Below are 20,726 nucleotides of genomic sequence, written 5' to 3'. Positions count from 1 at the left end.
AATTTATCAATAAGAAAAGTGCGGTAAAAAATACCGCACTTTTGGGGTTGGCATTACAAAATATCCAACAATTCCACTTCAAACACCAATACACTAAACGGTGGAATGGATTGACCTGCACCACGTTCACCGTAAGCAAGATTATGTGGAATAGTTAACCGCCATTTTGAGCCTACTGGCATTAGCTGGAGGGCTTCTGTCCAACCAGCAATAACACCGCTTACAGAGAATTCTGCTGGAGTGCCACGTACCACAGAGCTGTCGAAAGTCGTACCATCAATCAGTTTACCTGTGTAATGTACACGTACGCTGTCTTGACGAGTGGGTTTATTGCCATTACCTTCAGTAATCACTTCATATTGCAAGCCAGTTTCGGTGACTTTTACATTATCTTTTTTGGCATTTTCCACTAAGAATGCACGACCTTCGTCTTCAATTTGTTTAAATTGTGCATTTGCTGCTTCCTGAGCTTGTTGTTGAATTTGTTGTAAAGCTTTGCTGACTTCTTCTAGGGCAATAGCAGGTTTATTTTGATTTAATACATCATAAATACCTTTAGCAACAGCTTCTGCTGACACTTGCATTCCGCTGTCCGCTAGTTGTTGACCGATTTGTAAACCGATACCATAACCGCCTTTTTCTGCGGTACTTTCTAATTTAATTGAATCAAAAATTGACATAATTTTCCTTTTATTTTATGGGTTGATTATTTTTTGTAAGCGAGAACTTGACCAACACGGGTCACAGAATCTACATCTAAGTTGTCAGCTAAACGGACTTTATTAGATTGAAATAAATTAATGACGGTTGAACCGAGTTGAAATGCGCCCATTTCCTGACCTTTCTGTAATTTCATGGCATTTTCGCCTTCGTACGTCCAAGTTTTTACTTCATTTGGACGTGGTGGTGTAATGATACCAGCCCAAGCGGTACTAATACTAGCAGTAATGGTAGCACCAACCAGAATTTGGATCATTTTTCCAAATTCAGTATCAAACACACAAATAACACGTTCATTACGGGCTAATAAGTTAGGGACGTGGGTATTTAAGAATGGGTTAACGGAGAATAAATCTCCCGGTACATAAATCATTTTGCGTAAGGTGGCGTTACAGGGCATATGTACACGGTGATAATCACTCGGTGATAAATAAGTAGTAGCGAACTCACCATTTTTAAATTCATTGACTAATTCTTGATCTTCCGCTAACAGATCATTTAAGCTGAAAAAGTGTCCTTTCGCTTGCAATAATAAATTATCAGAAATACGACCACATTGACTAATTTTACCGTCTGCGGGTAAGCAAAGTGCGGTGGAATCTTGGTTAATCTGTCGTGCATTTTTTGCCAGAGAACGAATAAAAAACTCATTAAAACTGTCATAAGCATGAAATTCAGTTTTAGTTGCTTCCTGCATATTCACTTTGTATTTTTTCGCAAATAATTTAATCGCAAAGTGGGTTATTGCTCCCCATTTTTGTTTAGCCAGCCAGCCAGCTAATTGAGTCAAATAAAGTTGTGGCATAATATATTGAAATGCAACCTTAATACGTTGCCAATAGCTAAATTGATTCATTGTTTTTCCTTTTTAATAATAAAATCACTCCATTTTTATTATAGCATTAATCTTAAAGCTTAGGTAAAACCATGTTAAATTTTTGTTTAAATTGATAAAATTAACTATACTAAATAGAGCAGAGTTAAGTTAAAAATAAATTTTTATGAAATTATCGACTTTTCGCAGAAAAAATGATAATTTTCTTTGACTAATTGGCGATCAAAAGGTAATATTCGCACCCTATGCAAAAGGTAAAACTACCCCTAACGACAGATCCTGTTAAAGATGCCCAACGAAGACTTGATTATGATGGCTATTATGCCACTAGTCAGCTTGAACGTCTGAATGAATCTGTAGTAAAAGTGCTTGGTGATGCACTGGTGACATTATCGTTTTTCATTGATCCGCAAAAGTTGGTAGTAATGAAAGGTCATGCAACAGTTGATGTCGAACTCGAGTGTCAACGTTGTGAACAACCTTTTGTACAAACACTAAGCTGTGATTTCTGTTATAGCCCAGTGGCTAATTTGGATCGAGCCGATGAATTACCCGAAATTTATGAACCAATTGAATTTAATGAATTTGGTGAAATAGATTTACTTGGTACGATTGAAGATGAATTTATTTTGTCTTTACCTATCGTTCCAATGCATTCATCTGAACACTGTGAAGTGTCCGTAGCGGAACAGGTATTTGGTGAATTGCCAGAAGAATTGGCAAAAAAACCAAACCCGTTCTCTGTATTAGCTAGTTTAAAGCAAAAGTAAATTTAGGAGATAAGCCCGTGGCTGTTCAACAAAATAAAAAATCTCGTTCACGTCGTGATATGCGTCGCTCTCACGATGCCTTGACTACTGCTGCAGTATCAGTTGATAAAGCAAGTGGTGAAACTCATTTACGTCATCACGTTACTGCTGACGGTTTCTACCGTGGCCGTAAAGTGATTAATAAGTAATTGCTGTTATAAGGTAATAACTTGAGTCGTCTAACCCTTGCGTTAGATGTGATGGGCGGGGACATAGGTCCCCGTATTACTATCCCCGCATCTTTAAAAGCGTTGGAAAATGATCCGATGCTATCTTTACTTTTGTTTGGCGACAGCCAGCAAATAAGCCCATTTCTTAGCAATATACCAAAAGCACTAGCGGAGCGCCTAACAATTTGTCATACTTCCCATCAGATTGAAAATAATCAAGGTTTAACTTATGCACTACGTCACAGTAAAGGGACGTCGATGCGTTTGGCCATTGAGGCAGTACAAAAAGGAGATGCTCAAGGCTGTGTAAGTGCTGGCAATACGGCGGCATTAATGGGACTATCAAAAGTTATTTTACAACCCTTAAAAGGGATTCAGCGTCCAGCGTTATTAGCATTGTTGCCTACTATTGATGGCAAGCGGTCGGTGATGTTAGATCTTGGAGCGAATATTGATTGCGATGCAGAAAATTTATATCAATTTGCCTTAATAGGATCGATTTTTGCGGAAAATCAGTTGAATTTGGTTTATCCACGTATTGCCTTGTTAAATATTGGGGTAGAAGACATCAAAGGGCATCTATCTATTCGTTCTGCTGCGGAAATGTTAGAAAAAGATACCGCACTTAATTATGTAGGATTTATTGAAGGTAACCATTTACTTAATGACAAAGCGGATGTGATCGTCAGTGACGGTTTTACTGGTAATATTGCACTAAAAACCTTGGAAGGGGCAGCTAAAAATATGATCGCTTTACTGAAAGGGAAATCTCGCCATCACCTATTAGAACCATTATTTAGTTGGTTAATCAGTAAATTATTTAGTGAAAGCTATCAGCGTTTAAAAAGTATTAATCCCGATCAATATAATGGGGCATCTTTAATTGGATTGACATCTGTGGTGGTGAAAAGCCATGGCAGTGCAAATGAACAAGCATTTAGTAATGCCATTAAAGATGCCACATTACAAGTTCGCCAGCAAATTCCACAGAAAATTTTAGCTGGATTAAAAAGATATTAAAAAAGATAATTGAGAAAACTATGCACAGTCGAATTTTAGCTACAGGTAGCTATTTACCTGAACAAATTAGAACTAACGCTGATTTAGAAAAGATGGTCGAAACGTCGGACGAGTGGATTGTCACCCGTTCTGGTATTCGTGAGCGTCGTATTGCAAGAGCTGACGAAACGGTCGCCACAATGGGCTATCAAGCAGCCAAAAAAGCCTTTGAACAGGCGAAGATTGATCCGAATGATATTGATCTCATTGTGGTGGGAACTACTACAAATTCACATGCTTATCCCAGTGCTGCATGCCAAATTCAAACCCTATTAGACATTGATGATGCTATTGCTTTTGATGTTGCAGCAGCTTGTACAGGTTTTGTGTATGCTTTAACGGTAGCAGATCAATTTATTCGCACTGGGCAAGTAAAAAAAGCCCTAGTCATTGGTTCAGATCTTAATTCGCGTAATTTAGATGAAACTGATCGTGGTACAGTGATTTTATTTGGTGATGGTGCAGGTGCAGTGATTTTAGAAGCTAGTGAACAACAAGGTATTATATCTAGCCATTTACATTCTAGCCCTGATCACCATGAAACCTTATTATTACCGCAATCTAACCGTGGTGATGAAAAATCGGGTTTTATTCAAATGCAAGGTAACGAAACCTTTAAATTAGCCGTGCGAGAATTGGCTAATGTGGTAGAAGAAACTTTGAGAGCAAATAATTTAGATAAATCTGCTATTGACTGGTTAGTGCCACATCAAGCTAATCTACGCATTATTTCAGCAACGGCAAAAAAATTAGAAATGGATATGTCGCAAGTGGTGGTAACGCTTGATAAATATGCTAATACCAGTGCGGCAACAGTGCCAACCGCTTTAGATGAAGCAATTCGTGATGGACGTATTCAACGTGGTCAGCTTTTATTGCTTGAAGCCTTTGGTGGTGGTTGGACTTGGGGTTCGGCTTTAGTGCGTTACTAACTGTAAAAAGTGCGGTGTTTTTTTAGAATTTTTTAGAGAAGGAAAGAAAAATGAAAAAATTTGCAATGGTTTTCCCTGGTCAAGGTTCGCAAAGTGTAGGAATGTTAGCGGAATTAGCCACCGCATTTCCTGTAATAGAACAAACATTTAAACAGGCTTCAGAAGTGCTTGGTTATGATTTATGGCAATTAGTTCAGCAAGGCCCCGCAGAAGAATTAAACAAAACTTGGCAAACCCAACCTGCTTTACTTGCCGCTTCTGTGGCAATTTATCGTGTTTGGCAACAACAATATCCTGATCTAAAACCAAACCTTATGGCAGGACACAGTTTGGGTGAATATTCTGCATTAGTTTGTGCTGAAGCAATAGATTTCCAAGATGCAATCAAACTGGTGGAATTACGTGGTCGGTTAATGCAACAAGCCGTACCTGAAGGGACGGGAGCAATGTATGCGATTATCGGATTAGATAATGACAGTATTATCAATGCGTGTAAGGCAGCGGAACAAGGTGAAGTCGTTTCTGCAGTGAACTTTAACTCACCAGGACAAGTAGTGATTGCTGGTTCGAAAGCAGCGGTTGAGCGAGCAGCTGTGGCGTGTAAAGAAGCAGGTGCAAAACGTGCCTTACCTTTAGCGGTGAGTGTGCCATCACATTGTGCATTAATGAAACCAGCTGCCGATCAATTAGCCGTTTCTTTAGAAAGTATTGCGGTAAAATCGCCTATTACTCCAGTGATTAATAACGTTGATGTCAAAACCGAAAACGAAAGTTCAGCTATTCGCACCGCACTTGTACGCCAACTTTATAGCCCAGTACGCTGGACCGAAAGTGTAGAAAAAATGGCAAAAAGCGGTGGTGTAGAAGTCTTAGTAGAAATTGGACCGAATAAAGTATTAACTGGCTTAACAAGTCGCATTGTCAAAGATCTTGCAGCGATAGCAGTCAATGATGTGAAATCATTAGAAAGCGTAAAAGAGCTATTGGCTTAATAAAATTAAAAGGAGAAATTATGCAAGGTAAAATCGCATTAGTCACTGGGGCAACTCGTGGTATTGGTAAAGCTATTGCTGAAGAATTAGTGAGTAAAGGTGCTTTTGTTATTGGTACAGCTACATCTGAAAGAGGGGCTGAAAGTATTTCGACTTATTTAGGTGAAAATGGTAAAGGTTTAGTATTGAATGTAGCCGATAAAGTATCAATTGAAGCCGTTTTAGCGAAGATTAAAGAAGATCATGGTGATATTGATATTTTAGTCAATAATGCTGGGATTACTCGTGATAATCTGTTAATGCGAATGAAAGATGAAGAATGGTTTGACATTATCCAAACTAATTTAACGTCGGTATTTTATTTATCGAAAGCCATGTTACGTTCCATGATGAAAAAACGTTTTGGACGTATTATTACTATCGGTTCTGTGGTAGGTTCCATGGGGAATCCAGGGCAAAGTAACTATTGTGCAGCGAAAGCCGGATTAATCGGGTTTAGTAAAGCCTTGGCAAAAGAAGTGGCTTCTCGTGGTATTACCGTGAATGTGGTAGCTCCTGGTTTTATTGCAACAGATATGACAGAAGCTCTAACTGAAGAGCAAAAAGCCGTTACGCTTGCTGCGGTACCGGCTGGTCGTTTAGGTGATCCAAAAGATATTGCGAAAGCAGTAGCATTTTTGGCATCTGATGATGCAGGTTATATTACAGGGAATACATTGCACGTTAATGGTGGCATGTATATGGCTTAGTTTCTTACTTGCTTTTGCACAAGCAAAAGTCAGTAAAGAAAACATATCCTAATTTTGCCTTGTTTCCTACAAATTCCATCATTTTTAGGTGGAAAAAATGAAGGAATAAAAGATAAAAAAGCAGGCGTTTGCCTGCTTTTTCCATTTTGAATGGGTTTTATCTAGCCAAACTCTTTTCTTAATGGTAGAATTAGCTTAATTGTATAGGGTTTTTGCGGTTTGACCTGTAATAAAACACTTGCAAGTTTTGTAAAAATCCATAAACTAACAACTCTCACCATTTAGGTAAATTACAATAGGAAACAAAAATGAGCATTGAAGAACGCGTAAAAAAAATCATTGTTGAACAGTTAGGTGTTAAGGAAGAAGAAGCAAAACCAGAAGCTTCATTTATTGAAGATTTAGGTGCAGATTCTTTAGATACCGTTGAATTAGTAATGGCTTTAGAAGAAGAATTTGATATTGAAATTCCTGATGAAGAAGCTGAGAAAATTACCACTGTTCAATCTGCGATTGATTACGTTCAAAACAATCAATAATTTCTTTTAGGCGGTTTTAATAACCGCCTAAATTTTTTCTATTCAATTAACTTTGCGTTGTTTTCAGCAATTTTGTTGTCTTTCTGACGGTTTTTCTGAACATCTTGAAGAGATTGTCCTTGTTTTAAAATATGTGGGGTAACAAAAATCACTAATTCTCGTTTCTGGTGTTTATCACTTTGTTTACGGAATAGATGTTTTACCACAGGAATATCCCCTAATACAGGGACTTTATCGACTCCTTTACTTAATGTATCTTGAAATACCCCACCTAATACAATAGTTTCACCGTCTTTGGCAAAAACTTGCGTGTTAATTTCTTGTTTATCAATTGTGATTACTTCTCCCTCGCCGGATTGTACCGAAGCTCCTGGGGAATTTTGGCTGACAATAAGATCCAACAAAATGGCATTATCTTGTGAAATATGGGGTGTTACCTCTAAGCCTAATACGGCTTCACGAAATTCTACATTTTGCGAACCGCTTTTTTCGTTGGTCGATACATAAGGGATTTCAGTACCTTGTTTAATACTCGCTGATTTTTTGTTAGTGGTAAGTAATTTGGGGCTAGCAATAATTTTGACGTTATTTTCTCGCTCAAGTGCGGTTAATTCTAGGTCTAATAATCGACCATTAATTTTGGCCACTTGTAATGCCAACGAACCAGCAGGGGTATTGACTGCGCCGAAATTCACATTTAAATTATCAGTGATATTATTAAACCCATTGGCAGCAAGGCTTCCTGCCACTTTATGGGAACTGCTTGTCGGATCGAATAATCCCCAACGAACCCCTAATTCTTGTAAACTTTCATCTGTAATGGTAACAATGCGCGCTTCAATCGCAATTTGTTCTATTGGTTTGTCCAACTCTTTGACCAGCTTACGAATATTTTTAATCGACAGAGCATTGTCTTTCACGATTAATACATTACTGCGATCATCAAAGCTAATGCTGCCTTCCCCTGATAATAAAGATCCATTACCAGTAGTTAAAGATTTCATTACTTCGGATGCTTTGGCGAAATGCAATTTTAGCGTGGTGGTATGTAATGGTTGTATTGTAGGTACAGAATCAAATTCAGCCATTATCGGTAAATTATTTAACGCATTGTCTTGTGGAATACTCTCTTGAGTCAAATAATAGATTCCTTTTTCTTTGAGCAACGACAGATTTTTAATTTTTGCGACGGCTTGAAAAAGCTGATCAAGCGTAGTGTTTTCTAATTGTAATGATAATGTTCCAGTTAATTCATCATTAATGATTAAATTTGCATTTTGTTCTAACGCAAGCTGTTGTAACGTGGTAACTAATGGCGCCTGTTTTAAGCGAATAGAAAAAGTGGCATGATCTGATTCAGCATAGCTATAAGCAGCAAAAAAACAAAAAAAGACACCGTACTTTAAGATAAATTTTAATAAATTCATGATTTATTCCTATAATTTCACATTGATAATGTTGCCGGCTGAACAATCCGCTTGCCAAGTTAAGAATTCGGCATCGGTTTTTGTTATGTGTTGTAATGAATAGCTTTCCATTCCTACTAAATCATTTTCTTTAGCACTATCAATTTCACCCTCATTATTTTGTAGTAAAATTTGTTTTTTATCTTTGGATAGCAAAATACCGACTATCTTGAGTTGATCAAATGAACTGTTAGGCATGATATTCGCTTGTTTTTCGCTACATTTAGTGATCTTAATTTTCGGTAAATTATTCGCAGATTCTGTCGATTGTCCACGCTGGTTTTTATCAAAAGGATCATTTTGTTGGGCTATCGCAAAGGAGCAACATAACAATATAATTAGGCTAAGAATTTTTGTTAACATATTATTTATCCGTTTTATTTTGAGTGAGATTTAATTGAAAAATGACATAGCTTTCAATGGAATAATCTGTATCTTCTGCTTGATGAATTTGGAGTGAGACTAAATGTAATATAGAATGTTGGGCTAACAGTACAGTAATAAAATGATGAAGATCGTTAAAGTAACCTTGGATATGTAAAGTTAATTGTGGTTTTTGGTTAAAAATCCAGTGGTGATTTATGATTTGTAATTTGCCGGATAATTGCTGCACAGACTGATTAATAGGCGGTAAGTTATTGGCTAATTCAGGAGTGAGTAAGTGCTGTTCCAATGCTTGTTTAAGACTTTGTAATAGTTGTTGTTTATGCTCAAGATCTTGTTGAAGACGGGTAGTTTGTTGTTCGCTTTGGCGGAATAAATAATAATGTGATAAGCCTTGAAATACTGGGTAATATAAGATCACGATCCCCAATAAGATAAAACTGATAATATGCTTACGATGAGAAAGTTTAAGCCATTTCCCCCATAGATTGTCGGGATTATTCAGTATCGTCCAGTGCATTTGGATTCTCCATATTAACGAATTGCAACTGAAATTCAAATTGCAAGCGACCATCAGACTGCGGTGCAAATTGTGACAGTTTTAATTTATTGATTGGTGGATATTGTTTAAAAAATTGATGAAGTTGCTCAAATTCTGTCTGATTCTGTGTGATACCTTGCAAGGTAAATTGACGATCAGAAAACTGTAAGTGAGTCAATTCGCCTTGTTCAAGTGGTAAGGTAGTCAGTAACTGAAATAAGGTTTCCACCAAATCGGCAGAAATTTCCACCGCACTTTGTTTGCCGTTATGCTGTAACCGTTGTTGAAATTGCGTTATTTTTTGTTCAACTTGATTTAGTTGTAATTCAACGTGTTGTTTTTGCTGTAATTGTTCCACATATTGCTGTTGATAATATTGTTCGTATTGTGCTAAACCGAGATAGGTGAAAAATACCAAGCCGATAAATAGACCAAGTTGCCATAATCCTTGACGGCTATGTTGTTGGTGTTGTTCAAGCCTCCAAGGTAATAAATTAAGTGCGGTTTTCATTTTGTTGCCAGTCTTTTTGCCAAAGTGCCGCACCTAACGGAATGAGTGGTATATCTGATGTGACCTGTTGATATGGCTGATGAAATTGCATATTATTCGTTTCACAATATAAGAAAATATTATCAATATTCTGTGTATAACGTTGCACAAATTGTTGATATAATTCGGTTAAATTCGTTTGGTTGGGTGATGATAAAATTTGCCATTCTTGCTGTGTTGGGCGGAATAAAATGGTAGATTGTTGATCTTGGTAAATAAATAAGTCATTGCTTGATGGAATTATTTTGAGTAAGTAACCAAAAGCACGATATAAGCAATGTATAGCGGTATCTAATGTCTTAATATTTAACGGAAGAAATTGGTTTAACCGCGTTTGACCAACTGTTTTTCGAACTGCAAAAATATCCAGACGTAAGCCCTGTTTTAATGGTGTTGTCATATAATCAAACCAGAGTTCATTTAAAGCAATCGGTAGCTCATTTTCTAGGATATAACGGCATTGATGATCGCATTCGTTTTCATTCAAATGATGGGGTAATACAATACTTCTTGACCATACTTTATGGGGTAATATCGCTGTGACCCATTTGATTTCTAACGGTTGTTGGATATTTATATGGTTTGACATGTGCTCGACAAGTGTTGCTTGAATGCTATTAGGTGTATCAATATTAACTCGGCAAAAGTGCGGTGTATTTTCCGTCATTTTATCTTGAGCAAACCAAACCAATTCGAAATATTGCTTGGTTATCCAGATTCCTACTTGAATAGTGGTATTTTTCTTGATTAATTTTCCCATTTGTTTTCCTTTTATATCTATTTTTACTTTCGCTTAGGGGTGTTAATCTTTATACTATCGGAGTAGAGTATTATAGATAAAATGGATTAACGCATTAATTAAGAGTAAATTTTGGAATGAAGATCACAAAATTAATATTAAGCACCTTACTCACTATAGTGATATTAGGTTGTGTTCTGGTTGGTTTGGGTTACATGCATATTAAATCAGGGTTACCAGACGTAGAAAGTTTAAAGACGGTGGAATTACAACAGCCGATGCAAATTTATACCGCAGATGGTAAATTAATCGGTGAAGTAGGGGAGCAACGCCGTATTCCGGTGAAGTTAGCGGATGTACCCAAACAACTCATTAATGCTCTTATTGCCACAGAAGATAGCCGTTTTTATGAACATCATGGGGTGGATCCAATGGGGATTGCTCGAGCAGTATCAGTTGCCATTAGTAACGGTGGCGCATCACAAGGGGCGAGTACCATTACTCAACAATTAGCCCGTAATTTCTTTTTAACCCCTGAAAAAACTTTGATCCGTAAAGCGAAAGAAGCGGTATTAGCCATTGAAATTGAAAATGCTTTAACCAAGGATGAAATTTTAGAACTGTATTTAAATAAGATTTATCTTGGCTATCGTTCCTATGGTGTGGCAGCAGCGGCTAAAACTTATTTTGGTAAAAGTTTGAATGAATTATCGTTATCTGAAATGGCGGTTATTGCTGGTTTACCAAAAGCGCCATCCACGATGAACCCATTATATTCTTTAAAACGCGCGACGAATCGTCGTAATGTAGTGTTAGGGAGAATGTTAGAAACTAAATTTATTACACAGGAAGAATATAATGCCGCAATCCAAGAGCCTGTTGTGGCCAGATATCACGGAGTACAATTAGATTTTCGTGCCGATTACGTAACCGAAATGGTGCGACAAGAAATGGTGAAACGTTATGGTGAAGATGTTTCTTATAATCGGGGTTACAAAGTTTATACTACGGTGTTATCTCAGGATCAATATCAAGCCCAAAAAGCAGTGCGAGATAATGTGATTGCCTATGATATAAGACATGGTTATCGTGGCGGTGTGATGTTATGGGGGAAAGGCGACAAGGCATGGGATCCTGAGAAAATTATTGATGAATTACGTAAATTGCCAAACTCCGAACCTTTTGTGCCAGCTGCAGTGCTTTCTACTGGTAAGGAAGGGGCTAAATTATTACTTAGTTCTGGCGATAATATCACGTTAGCAAATTCTGCAATGAGTTGGGCAGGTAGTAAGGCACCAAAAACAGGTGAACAAATTTGGGTGCGTAAACGTGATAATGGTGACTGGATTTTAGGGCAAATTCCTGAAGTGAATTCTGCGTTGGTGGCATTAAATAGTGATAATGGAGCGATTGAAGCCATTGTCGGTGGATTTAGTTTTGAACAAAGTAAATTTAATCGTGCTACGCAATCTTTAGTTCAAGTTGGCTCAACCATTAAACCCTTTATTTATGCGGCGGGGTTAGAAAAGGGCTTAACCTTATCTAGTGTATTACAAGATAGTCCGATTGTGATTAAGAAAGCTGGTCAAAAGGAATGGAAACCCAAAAATTCACCTGATCGTTATGACGGTCCAATGCGATTACGTGTGGGGTTAGGTCAATCAAAAAATATGATTGCGATTCGCACCATTCAGATGGCTGGTGTACCTTTTACCGCCGAATTTTTAGAGCGATTTGGTTTTAAGCGAGAGCAATATTTTGCTAGTGAATCCCTTGCATTAGGGGCGGCATCTTTCACCCCATTAGATATGGCAAGAGCCTATGCCGTGTTTGACAATGGTGGTTTCTTAATTGATCCTTATTTAGTCGAAAAAGTATTGGATAATACAGGCAAAGAAATTTTTGTAGCAAATCCGAAAATTGCTTGTATGAGTTGTGATGATATTCCAGTAATTTATGGTACAACCAACGAGAAAATTGATGGTTTCCAAGTCAATGCCCAAGCGTTAGAAAATGGGGTATTAGCACGGGATAATGTGGCGAATGTTGATCCCGAAGATATTGATGTATCAGACGATAACCCAGAATTAGCTGGGAAAGATGGTAAGTTAAAGGAAGATGAATTGAGTTTTATGACAGAAAGTAAAACCCAAAATTCACAAGTGCAATATGCCCCTCGTGTTATTAGTGGGGAGTTGGCTTTCTTGATTCGTAGTGCGTTAAACACTGCTATTTTCGGTGAGAAAGGTTTAGGCTGGAAAGGCACTAGTTGGCGTATGGCGAATGAAATTAAACGTCAAGATATTGGCGGAAAAACAGGGACTACCAACAATTCTAAAGTAGCTTGGTATGCTGGATTTGGAGCGAATATTACTACTACAGTATATATTGGTTTTGATGATAATAAGCGTAATCTTGGTAAGGGGGAAGCAGGAGCGAGTAGTGCAATGCCAGCTTGGATTGCTTATATGAAGACCAGCTTGCAAGATATTCCTGAAAGAGAAACAGTAGTACCGCCAAATATTGTAGAAAAACAAATTGATACAGGTTCAGGGTTGCTTTCTACAAGTGGGGGAAAAACCGAATATTTTATTGAAGGTACCGAACCGAAACGAGCTTTTGTACAAGAAAAAGGTTATTATGTGCCTCCTGCGGTAATAGAGCGGTTTAATTCACAACAGGGTAGCGGTAGTCATTTACCACCGGTGAATGCACCGAATACGCAACAAGAGTTGTTCTAGTTAAAGATGCGTGAGAAGTGCGGTATAAAAAAATAATTTTTTATACCGCACTTTGTTTAAACAAACTGTAACCACAATGCTGAAATCGGCATGGCAATAAATAAAGATGGCAGCATATTTGCTACAGAAAACATTCTGATATTACAAATTCGTAAGCCTGTGGCAATCATAATGGCACCACCAACGCCACCAAAATCAGCTTTCATTTCTGGGGTAATTAACGGCAGAATAATGACGGCAAGATAGGCTAAAATAAGTTGTAGGGTAATTTGTGGAATACAGATGATACAAACTGAAATGCCTAATGTGGTCGCAAAAATAATCGCGGTGAAGAAATCTAATGAAGATTTAATGATCAGAATACTACTATCACCAACCAAACCTTCGTGCATTGCCCCAAATATACCAGTTCCGCTAAAGCTGAATAAAATCATTAAGCCGACAAATGTTTGTAGAAATGCTTCCTGTGATTGTTCGTTTTTTTGTTGTGGAAAGATCCGTTCAATCATTTTTTTAGCGATGGTTGAAATTCGGTTAATCAGATGTTCAATAGAAAGAATTTCACCCACAATTGTGCCGATTAATAGCGAAAATATCATGGCAGGCATACTTGAAACGCGAGATAACATCACGATTCCCATGGCAACAGAACATAAACCAAACAGCAAAGTTAAATTATTACGTAAGCGTTCGGGAATTTTTCCACCAAGATAGGCACCGATTAGCCCACCTAAAATGATCGTTACACTGTTAATATAGGGTCCAATAATCATAATTCTTCCTAGAAATAAAAAATGCAGTTAGATTTAACCGCACTTTTACTGATTTGTAGATTAATGGAATAATCTACGTTGATTTTTTACTCGTCCACCGAGTAATTGACTAAGCAAGATAATCATAAAAATAATGCTGTAAACCGAAAAAATAAACACCAACCATTGCACCATGGTGAAACTTAAAAATGTCCAACTAATTTCGCTGCAAAGTCCAGTTGGGTGGAATATCGCCGGGAACCATTGGTCTAAAGGGAGCGTGTGTGGAAATTTCACTGTTACTGGACATTGCTCCCAAGGACTTGGATTCATTTGGTAACCAAGATGCTTTATGGAAAGCAATAAACCTTTAATGGCACCCCACAGACCCAATACTAAAGCGAATAAACGCATTAGGATAAATCGTGGTGCAAGGATGCCGATGAAACCAGAAAAGAGAATGCCAAATAATGCAACACGTTCATAAATGCACATGACACAAGGGTTTAAACCCATGCCGTGTTGGAAATAAAGTGCAGTCAATTCTAAACAAAAAGCAGAGGTGAATAATAACCACCAAATAGTTCGTTTGCTTGATAACACTTTAATATAATTTAGCATTCAATTTCCTTTTTGATATATTAGTGAGCCATAATCGGTTCCAGTGGAATATGTGGACTACCGATTAACCCTGCATGCATTAACCATTGGGTTATTCCTGGTAAAATGTACTCTACAGCCACCAATCCAGTCAAGGTTAATACAATGGTGTAAGGTAATGCCATATAGACCATTCTGCCATAGGATAAACGAATTAGTGGTGCAAGTGAAGATGTTAAGAGGAATAAGAAAGCTGCTTGTCCGTTTGGTGTGGCCACTGATGGTAAGTTTGTGCCAGTATTAATGGCGACAGCCAGTAATTCAAATTGTTGAGCAGAAATCGAATTTTCCATTAAAGCTTGTTTGGCCTCATTAATGTAAACTGTTGCCACAAAGACATTATCAGAAATAGCCGATAATAATCCATTAAACACATAGAATAAGAGTAATTGCACATTTTCCGCGGCATTTAGCACAAAGTGAATCAGTGGAGCAAATAAGTGTTGGTCGATAATCACCGCTACAACGGAGAAAAAGACCACTAATAAAGCTGTAAACGGTAAGGATTCTTGAAATGAACGACCGATTTCATGCTCACTGGTCACGCCGCAATAGGCGGTGGTTAAAATAATGACACTTAATCCGATTAATCCGACAGAAGCTAAATGTAAGGCTAAACCAATAATTAACCAGATACCAACAAAAACCTGTACCCACAATTTCACTCTATCTTGCGATGTCATTTTCATTTCTTGATTTCGATCGAATTTGGCTAATACGGACCAAACTTTACGTGGTAATTTAGTGCCGTAACCAAACAAACGGAATTTTTCTACCAGAACGCAAGTTAAAACACCACAGATTAAAACAGGAACGGTAACTGGTCCCATACGTAAGAAAAATTCTACAAATTTCCAACCAGATTGTTCCGCAATAATCAAGTTTTGAGGCTCGCCCACCATGGTCATTACCCCGCCTAAAGCAGTACCCACGGCGGCATGCATTAATAAACTACGCAAGAACGAGCGAAAATCTTCCAAGGTTTGTTGGTGATGATTAATTTTATCGTCATTGGTAATATCTGTGGAGTCTTCATAGGATGCTCCCGATGCGACTTTGTGATATACGCCGTAGAAGCCCATGCCAACACTGATAATCACCGCAATAACCGTTAAGGCATCTAAGAATGCGGAAAGAAACGCTGCACTTAAACAGAAAGAAACAGATAAAATAATCTTAGAATGTATTCTAAGTAATAATTTAGTGAAGACATAAAGTAATAATTGTTTCATGAAGTAAATGCCAGCTACCATAAACATTAATAACAGGATAACTTCAAAGTTTGCCATAATTTCGGCTTTAACATGTTCCGTACTGGTCATGCCGATAGTGATAGCTTCAATTGTCAGCATACCGCCCGGTTGGAGTGGATAGCATTTTAATGCCATGGCTAAGGTAAAAATGAATTCTACCACCAGCAACCAACCTGCAACAAAAGGATTTATCCAAAAGATTACGGGATTGATAAGTAAAAATGCCACGATAGTAACTTTATACCAGTTAGGGCTTTTACCCAAAAAATTATTCATAAATGCTTGAACATACGTCATATAAATACATCCTTTAAAAATATGCTTTGCATATCTGTTGCTTTAAACCGATAATAGGTTACTATTTTTACCTGTAAATGAAAAAATTGCTAGTACCTTCACTCTTTTTATAAGTTTTTTTGATCTATATTAAATAAAAGTAGCCAAATATGACGAATCAACAACCATTATTAAAAGCACAAAGCCCTGCTGCTTTAGCCGAAGAATATATTGTGCAAAGCATTTGGGATAATCGTTTCCCAGCCGGTTCAGATTTACCCGCGGAACGTGAATTGGCGGATAAAATCGGGGTAACTCGTACTACTTTACGTGAAGTATTACAACGTTTAGCCCGTGAAGGTTGGCTAAGTATTCAACATGGCAAACCAACTCGGGTGAATAATATTTGGGAAACCGGTGGGCCGAATATTATCAGTAAAATTATTCAGCTCGATCGTGGCGTAATGCCAACAATTATTGCTAATGTCGTATCATTACGAACTAAAATGGCGGAATATTATATTCCTGAAGCGGTTAGAATGAATCCAGATGATTCCTTGAAATTATTCGAAAGTTTAACCGCACTTGAAGATAAAGCGCAATCTTATGCAGAATTTGATTATTACTTATTCCGTCAATTTACTTTTATTGCAAATAAACCGGTTTATGGATTAATTTTAAACAGCTTTAAGCAAATGTATCATCAAGTGGCACATTTATTTTTTTGTAATCCCGTGTCTCGCCAAATAGCGTTAACCTTCTATATGTCGTTACAACAAGCCTGCAAGATGAAAGACAGTGAACAAGTGGCTGCTTGCATGGCATTACATCGTGAACGAAGTTCGGTAATTTGGTTAGATATTTTAAAGAATTTACCCGAAGATTTTGGTTTGTAATTAAAAATAACCCATGAAAGACACCGCACTTATTGAATTATTTTTAAATGAACTTTGGTTAGAAAAAGGCTTGTCGGATAATACGATTCAATCTTATCGTCTTGATCTTACCACGCTTTCGGACTGGTCATCGCAACACACCTTGAGTTTGATTGAGTTGGATTCGATTCATTTACAACAATTTCTTGGTGAGCGTATCGAAAAAGGCTATAAGGCCACCAGTACAGCACGCTTACTCAGTGCGATGCGGAAATTATTTCAATATTTATATCGTGAACAATATCGCCAAGATGACCCAAGTGCGGTATTAAGTTCGCCTAAATTACCCAGCCGTTTACCGAAATATTTAAGCGAAGAACAGGTAGGCAATTTACTCGAATGTCCTTGCACCGATGAACCGCTTGAATTACGTGATAAAGCCATGTTGGAACTGTTGTATGCTACCGGTTTACGCGTGACTGAATTAGTTTCTCTGACCATGGATAGCATTAGTTTGCAGCAAGGTGTAGTACGTGTGATTGGTAAAGGCAACAAAGAGCGTATTGTTCCCATGGGTGAAGAAGCCGCTTACTGGGTGAATCAATTTGTGTTATATGGTCGCCCTATGTTGCTGAATGGACAAAGTTCAGACGTAGTATTTCCGAGTAAACGTGCAGTACAAATGACTCGACAGACCTTTTGGCACCGAATTAAACATTATGCAGTTTTAGCGGAAATTAATACGGAAAGTCTATCGCCGCACGTTTTACGCCACGCTTTTGCCACCCATTTAGTTAATCATGGTGCAGATCTTCGCGTGGTACAAATGTTGCTCGGACATAGTGATTTATCCACCACACAGATTTATACCCATGTAGCGAAAGAACGGTTAAAACGTTTACATGAAAAATTTCATCCAAGGGGATAAGTGGCAACGCAGGGAAATATGGAGCGTCTATAGACGTTATTTAGTGGGATGATGAAAATAAATTTCCATTTAAGGTTGAAAACCTAGGGCATTTATTGAGATAATTCCACAGTTTTGGCGATCCTTTTTTTATCGTTGAGAAATTTTTACGATATTGGATCAATTTTTTACTTTAATAATAATGAAAAGATAATAACAATGGCAGAAAAACGTAATATTTTTTTAGTTGGGCCTATGGGCGCGGGAAAGAGCACTATTGGTCGCCAGTTGGCTCAGCAACTAAGCATGGAATTTGTTGATTCCGATAATGAAATTGAAACGCGTGCTGGGGCGGATATTGGTTGGATTTTTGATATTGAAGGCGAAGCCGGTTTTCGTAAGCGTGAAGAACGCATTATTAGCGAATTAACCCAACGTCAAGGTCTTGTACTTTCCACAGGTGGCGGTGCGGTGCTGTCGAAAGAGACTCGTAATTACTTATCGGCGCGCGGTATCGTGATTTATTTAAAAACTACCGTCGATAAGCAATATGAACGTACTCAACGGGATAAAAAGCGTCCATTATTACAGGGCGTAGATGACGTTCGTCAAGTTTTAGAAGAGTTAGCTAAAGTACGTAATCCATTATACGAAGAGGTAGCCGATATTGTGTTACCGACAGATGAACAAAGTGCCAAGTTAATGGCGAATCAGATTATTGATTTGATTGATAATTTCCACAATTAAATTATTCTTTAACACGATCTAAGAAGGTGCAATATGTTAACTGTCAATGTTGAATTAAAAGAACGCCGTTATCCAATTTACATTGGCGAGAATTTGCTAAAAGATCCTACCGTTTATCCGTTAAAATCAGGTGATAAAGTAATGATCGTCAGCAATGAAACTATTGCACCTTTATATTTAGCGACAGTTACGCAAACCCTAGAAAAAATCGGTTGTAACGTGAGTTCAGTATTATTGCCTGACGGTGAAAAATACAAAACTTTACAATCTTTAGATTTAATTTTCACCGTACTTTTAAAACAAAATCATGGACGTGATACTACGCTCATTGCCTTAGGAGGCGGTGTCATCGGTGATGTAGCTGGTTATGCGGCAGCAAGCTATCAACGTGGTATTAAATTTATTCAAATTCCTACTACCTTATTGGCTCAAGTTGATTCTTCCGTGGGAGGAAAAACAGCAGTCAATCACCCGTTAGGTAAAAATATGATCGGAGCATTTTATCAACCGATCACCGTGATTATTGATACTTTAACCCTAAATACGTTGCCAAAACGAGAAGTTAATGCGGGTTTGGCGGAAGTCATTAAATACGGGGCAATTTTAGATTTAGCGTTTTTTGATTGGTTGGAACAACACATTGATCAGCTAGTAGCATTAAAACAAGATGAATTGCAATATTGTATAGCTCGCTGTTGTCAAATCAAAGCCGATGTTGTGGCTCGTGATGAAACAGAAAAAGGTGACCGTGCCTTATTAAATCTGGGACATACATTCGGGCATGCCATTGAAACCCATTTAGGCTATGGTAATTGGTTACATGGTGAAGCGATTGCCGCAGGAATGATGATGGCTGCTGCCTTATCCGAGCAACTAGGTCATATCAGCAAAACTGAGGTAGGGCGTTTAGAAAAATTATTAGCTCGAGCTAATTTACCCACTGTTAGCCCTGACACAATGCAGCCAGAAGATTATTTACCTCACATGATGCGTGATAAAAAAGTGTTAGCTGGCAAACTTCGCCTTGTATTATTAAAAACTTTAGGACAAGCCTATGTAGCGACAGACACCGATAAATCTTTGGTGTTGGCTGCAATTTCTGCTTGTACTCAAACCAATTAATCTTTTTTCCTATAAATATGGCAAAACAGGCGAAAAAATCAGTTAAAGAGGTCAAAAAATATCGTTCCTTTTTAAAATGGGCGGGAGGAAAATACCGCTTAACCGATGATATTAATCGCTTGCTACCAAAACGTAAACAATGTCTTATTGAGCCTTTTGTCGGGGCTGGATCGGTGTTTCTGAATAGCCAATTTGAGCGTTATATTTTAGCGGATATTAATCCAGATCTAATTAACCTGTTCAATACCATTAAAGCTGATGTTGAAAACTACATAGATAGCCTAAAACCGATTTTTTTTCACCCAGATGCTAACACTGCCAACTATTATTACGCACGGCGTGATGAATTTAATCAATCGACCGATCCTTTCTTACGCTCTGTATTATTTGTTTATTTAAACCGTTTTGGCTTTAACGGCTTATGCCGTTACAATGCTAGAAATGAATTTAATGTCCCCTTTGGTTCGTATAAAAATCACTATTTCCCCGAACAAGAAATGCGTTATTTTGCTGAGAAAGCAAAAAGTGCGGTGTTTATTTGCGGAGATTTTCAACAAACCTTTGCTTTGGCTGACGAAAATTCAGTGATCTATTGTGATCCGCCTTATGCCCCTTTAGTACAAACGAGTAATTTCACCCAGTATTCAGGCAATGATTTTAGTGTAGTACATCAACAAGCGTTAGCGGATTTAGCTAAACAAACCCAAACAGAGCGAAATATCCCCGTACTGATTTCTAATCATGATACTAAATTTATCCGACAAATTTATAAAGGAGCAAGTTTACGGAAAATTCGCGTTCAACGTTCTATCAGTCATCAATCTGCTAGTCGAGTGAAAGTTGGGGAAATTATTGCTTTTTTTAAGGTAAAATAAATATTACAAAATATTTAGTTTATGTATTATTAG

At 37.7% G+C, this 20,726-nt stretch carries 23 protein-coding genes; 13 read left to right on the top strand and 10 right to left on the bottom strand.

Translation table 11 applies throughout. The annotated features are described in order from the left end of the window. Positions 1–53: 53 nt before the first annotated feature. Together O1Q79_RS06730 and asd are read right to left on the bottom strand one after the other, a co-directional pair. Positions 54–680, bottom strand: coding sequence for an FKBP-type peptidyl-prolyl cis-trans isomerase (locus tag O1Q79_RS06730; RefSeq protein ID WP_386691156.1), 627 nt, complete (start codon positions 678–680; stop codon positions 54–56). 26 nt (positions 681–706) lie between these two features. Continuing rightward, positions 707–1,576 carry an archaetidylserine decarboxylase gene (asd, locus tag O1Q79_RS06725; RefSeq protein ID WP_386691153.1) on the bottom strand — a complete coding sequence of 290 codons (870 nt, stop codon included), beginning with the start codon at positions 1,574–1,576 and terminating at the stop codon, positions 707–709. A 224-nt stretch (positions 1,577–1,800) separates the two neighbouring features. Here asd and yceD point away from each other — a divergent pair, with 224 nt between their 5' ends. The 7 genes from yceD (at position 1,801) to acpP (ending at position 6,805) form a co-directional block, all read left to right on the top strand. After that, positions 1,801–2,325, top strand: a complete 525-nt coding sequence (gene yceD, locus O1Q79_RS06720; RefSeq protein WP_386687375.1) for a 23S rRNA accumulation protein YceD — start codon at positions 1,801–1,803, stop codon at positions 2,323–2,325. Between the two features lie 17 nt (positions 2,326–2,342). Next, entirely contained in the window at positions 2,343–2,513 is a 171-nt protein-coding gene (gene rpmF, locus O1Q79_RS06715) for a 50S ribosomal protein L32 (protein WP_132302023.1), read from the top strand. A 21-nt stretch (positions 2,514–2,534) separates the two neighbouring features. Further along, complete coding sequence (gene plsX / locus O1Q79_RS06710; protein ID WP_386691150.1) at positions 2,535–3,554, top strand: phosphate acyltransferase PlsX; 1,020 nt, start codon at positions 2,535–2,537, stop codon at positions 3,552–3,554. Positions 3,555–3,574: 20 nt separating this feature from the next. After that, positions 3,575–4,525 (top strand): beta-ketoacyl-ACP synthase III, encoded by a 951-nt coding sequence (locus O1Q79_RS06705; RefSeq protein ID WP_386691147.1) that lies wholly within the window; start codon positions 3,575–3,577, stop codon positions 4,523–4,525. Positions 4,526–4,575: 50 nt separating this feature from the next. Continuing rightward, complete coding sequence (fabD, locus tag O1Q79_RS06700; RefSeq protein WP_386691144.1) at positions 4,576–5,517, top strand: ACP S-malonyltransferase; 942 nt, start codon at positions 4,576–4,578, stop codon at positions 5,515–5,517. Positions 5,518–5,537: 20 nt separating this feature from the next. Continuing rightward, entirely contained in the window at positions 5,538–6,266 is a 729-nt protein-coding gene (fabG, locus tag O1Q79_RS06695) for a 3-oxoacyl-ACP reductase FabG (protein ID WP_386691141.1), read from the top strand. 308 nt (positions 6,267–6,574) lie between these two features. Further along, the gene (acpP, locus tag O1Q79_RS06690; protein WP_132302013.1) at positions 6,575–6,805 is read left to right on the top strand and encodes an acyl carrier protein; all 231 of its coding nucleotides are present in this window, start codon (positions 6,575–6,577) and stop codon (positions 6,803–6,805) included. A 38-nt stretch (positions 6,806–6,843) separates the two neighbouring features. On the opposite strand, the gene O1Q79_RS06685 is transcribed toward acpP, so the two are convergent. From O1Q79_RS06685 to O1Q79_RS06665, 5 genes are read right to left on the bottom strand one after another with little or no spacing between them, the layout of a single operon-like run. Continuing rightward, a complete protein-coding gene (locus O1Q79_RS06685; protein ID WP_386691137.1) occupies positions 6,844–8,232 on the bottom strand; it encodes a type IV pilus secretin PilQ in 1,389 nt (462 codons plus the stop codon). A gap of 9 nt (positions 8,233–8,241) precedes the next feature. After that, positions 8,242–8,634, bottom strand: a complete 393-nt coding sequence (locus O1Q79_RS06680) for a pilus assembly protein PilP (RefSeq protein WP_386691134.1) — start codon at positions 8,632–8,634, stop codon at positions 8,242–8,244. A 1-nt stretch (position 8,635) separates the two neighbouring features. Beyond that, entirely contained in the window at positions 8,636–9,175 is a 540-nt protein-coding gene (locus O1Q79_RS06675) for a competence protein (RefSeq protein ID WP_386691131.1), read from the bottom strand. Next, positions 9,153–9,707 carry a hypothetical protein gene (locus tag O1Q79_RS06670; protein WP_386691128.1) on the bottom strand — a complete coding sequence of 185 codons (555 nt, stop codon included), beginning with the start codon at positions 9,705–9,707 and terminating at the stop codon, positions 9,153–9,155. The genes O1Q79_RS06675 and O1Q79_RS06670 overlap by 23 nt, the downstream gene beginning before the upstream one ends. Beyond that, entirely contained in the window at positions 9,691–10,506 is an 816-nt protein-coding gene (locus tag O1Q79_RS06665; protein WP_386691125.1) for a hypothetical protein, read from the bottom strand. Before O1Q79_RS06665 ends, O1Q79_RS06670 begins: the two co-directional genes overlap by 17 nt. 116 nt (positions 10,507–10,622) lie before the next feature. On the opposite strand from O1Q79_RS06665, the gene O1Q79_RS06660 reads away from it, so the two are divergent. Further along, positions 10,623–13,226 carry a penicillin-binding protein 1A gene (locus O1Q79_RS06660; RefSeq protein ID WP_386691122.1) on the top strand — a complete coding sequence of 868 codons (2,604 nt, stop codon included), beginning with the start codon at positions 10,623–10,625 and terminating at the stop codon, positions 13,224–13,226. 56 nt (positions 13,227–13,282) lie between these two features. Here the strand turns inward: O1Q79_RS06660 and O1Q79_RS06655 are convergent, their stop codons facing one another. Genes O1Q79_RS06655 through nhaB form a run of 3 tightly spaced genes read right to left on the bottom strand, consistent with a single transcriptional unit; the run spans position 13,283 to position 16,188 of the window. After that, entirely contained in the window at positions 13,283–13,999 is a 717-nt protein-coding gene (locus tag O1Q79_RS06655) for a DUF554 domain-containing protein (RefSeq protein ID WP_386691119.1), read from the bottom strand. Between the two features lie 60 nt (positions 14,000–14,059). Beyond that, positions 14,060–14,599 (bottom strand): disulfide bond formation protein DsbB, encoded by a 540-nt coding sequence (dsbB, locus tag O1Q79_RS06650; RefSeq protein WP_386691116.1) that lies wholly within the window; start codon positions 14,597–14,599, stop codon positions 14,060–14,062. A 20-nt stretch (positions 14,600–14,619) separates the two neighbouring features. After that, positions 14,620–16,188, bottom strand: a complete 1,569-nt coding sequence (nhaB, locus tag O1Q79_RS06645; protein WP_386691113.1) for a sodium/proton antiporter NhaB — start codon at positions 16,186–16,188, stop codon at positions 14,620–14,622. A gap of 149 nt (positions 16,189–16,337) precedes the next feature. On the opposite strand from nhaB, the gene fadR reads away from it, so the two are divergent. From fadR to O1Q79_RS06620, 5 genes are all read left to right on the top strand, one after another. Further along, a complete protein-coding gene (gene fadR / locus O1Q79_RS06640; protein WP_386691110.1) occupies positions 16,338–17,063 on the top strand; it encodes a fatty acid metabolism transcriptional regulator FadR in 726 nt (241 codons plus the stop codon). Between the two features lie 13 nt (positions 17,064–17,076). After that, positions 17,077–17,970: a site-specific tyrosine recombinase XerD gene (xerD, locus tag O1Q79_RS06635; RefSeq protein WP_386691107.1), complete on the top strand. Its 894-nt coding sequence runs from the start codon at positions 17,077–17,079 to the stop codon at positions 17,968–17,970. Between the two features lie 198 nt (positions 17,971–18,168). Next, positions 18,169–18,696, top strand: a complete 528-nt coding sequence (gene aroK / locus O1Q79_RS06630) for a shikimate kinase AroK (protein ID WP_386691104.1) — start codon at positions 18,169–18,171, stop codon at positions 18,694–18,696. A 33-nt stretch (positions 18,697–18,729) separates the two neighbouring features. Further along, positions 18,730–19,818 (top strand): 3-dehydroquinate synthase, encoded by a 1,089-nt coding sequence (aroB, locus tag O1Q79_RS06625; RefSeq protein ID WP_386691102.1) that lies wholly within the window; start codon positions 18,730–18,732, stop codon positions 19,816–19,818. Between the two features lie 17 nt (positions 19,819–19,835). Then, a complete protein-coding gene (locus O1Q79_RS06620) occupies positions 19,836–20,693 on the top strand; it encodes a Dam family site-specific DNA-(adenine-N6)-methyltransferase (protein WP_386691100.1) in 858 nt (285 codons plus the stop codon). Positions 20,694–20,726 lie beyond the last annotated feature (33 nt).

This window comes from Lonepinella sp. MS14434 (genome assembly GCF_042468235.1).
In the GTDB taxonomy this organism is placed as follows: domain Bacteria; phylum Pseudomonadota; class Gammaproteobacteria; order Enterobacterales; family Pasteurellaceae; genus Lonepinella.
The sequence above is the reverse complement of the archived record's forward strand: the minus strand, read 5'-3'. Positions and strand labels throughout refer to the sequence as shown.

Excerpts from the sequence above, each read along its gene's own strand:
- O1Q79_RS06680 (WP_386691134.1), bottom strand. The coding sequence starts at position 8,634 with ATGTTAACAAAAATTCTTAGCCTAATTATATTGTTATGTTGCTCCTTT.
- fabG (WP_386691141.1), top strand. The coding sequence starts at position 5,538 with ATGCAAGGTAAAATCGCATTAGTCACTGGGGCAACTCGTGGTATTGGT.
- aroB (WP_386691102.1), top strand. The coding sequence starts at position 18,730 with ATGTTAACTGTCAATGTTGAATTAAAAGAACGCCGTTATCCAATTTAC.
- fadR (WP_386691110.1), top strand. The coding sequence starts at position 16,338 with ATGACGAATCAACAACCATTATTAAAAGCACAAAGCCCTGCTGCTTTA.
- O1Q79_RS06660 (WP_386691122.1), top strand. The coding sequence starts at position 10,623 with ATGAAGATCACAAAATTAATATTAAGCACCTTACTCACTATAGTGATA.
- acpP (WP_132302013.1), top strand. The coding sequence starts at position 6,575 with ATGAGCATTGAAGAACGCGTAAAAAAAATCATTGTTGAACAGTTAGGT.
- O1Q79_RS06655 (WP_386691119.1), bottom strand. The coding sequence starts at position 13,999 with ATGATTATTGGACCCTATATTAACAGTGTAACGATCATTTTAGGTGGG.
- O1Q79_RS06620 (WP_386691100.1), top strand. The coding sequence starts at position 19,836 with ATGGCAAAACAGGCGAAAAAATCAGTTAAAGAGGTCAAAAAATATCGT.
- O1Q79_RS06705 (WP_386691147.1), top strand. The coding sequence starts at position 3,575 with ATGCACAGTCGAATTTTAGCTACAGGTAGCTATTTACCTGAACAAATT.
- O1Q79_RS06665 (WP_386691125.1), bottom strand. The coding sequence starts at position 10,506 with ATGGGAAAATTAATCAAGAAAAATACCACTATTCAAGTAGGAATCTGG.
- asd (WP_386691153.1), bottom strand. The coding sequence starts at position 1,576 with ATGAATCAATTTAGCTATTGGCAACGTATTAAGGTTGCATTTCAATAT.
- aroK (WP_386691104.1), top strand. The coding sequence starts at position 18,169 with ATGGCAGAAAAACGTAATATTTTTTTAGTTGGGCCTATGGGCGCGGGA.
- fabD (WP_386691144.1), top strand. The coding sequence starts at position 4,576 with ATGAAAAAATTTGCAATGGTTTTCCCTGGTCAAGGTTCGCAAAGTGTA.
- O1Q79_RS06730 (WP_386691156.1), bottom strand. The coding sequence starts at position 680 with ATGTCAATTTTTGATTCAATTAAATTAGAAAGTACCGCAGAAAAAGGC.
- O1Q79_RS06685 (WP_386691137.1), bottom strand. The coding sequence starts at position 8,232 with ATGAATTTATTAAAATTTATCTTAAAGTACGGTGTCTTTTTTTGTTTT.
- O1Q79_RS06670 (WP_386691128.1), bottom strand. The coding sequence starts at position 9,707 with ATGAAAACCGCACTTAATTTATTACCTTGGAGGCTTGAACAACACCAA.
- dsbB (WP_386691116.1), bottom strand. The coding sequence starts at position 14,599 with ATGCTAAATTATATTAAAGTGTTATCAAGCAAACGAACTATTTGGTGG.
- O1Q79_RS06675 (WP_386691131.1), bottom strand. The coding sequence starts at position 9,175 with ATGCACTGGACGATACTGAATAATCCCGACAATCTATGGGGGAAATGG.
- nhaB (WP_386691113.1), bottom strand. The coding sequence starts at position 16,188 with ATGACGTATGTTCAAGCATTTATGAATAATTTTTTGGGTAAAAGCCCT.
- yceD (WP_386687375.1), top strand. The coding sequence starts at position 1,801 with ATGCAAAAGGTAAAACTACCCCTAACGACAGATCCTGTTAAAGATGCC.
- xerD (WP_386691107.1), top strand. The coding sequence starts at position 17,077 with ATGAAAGACACCGCACTTATTGAATTATTTTTAAATGAACTTTGGTTA.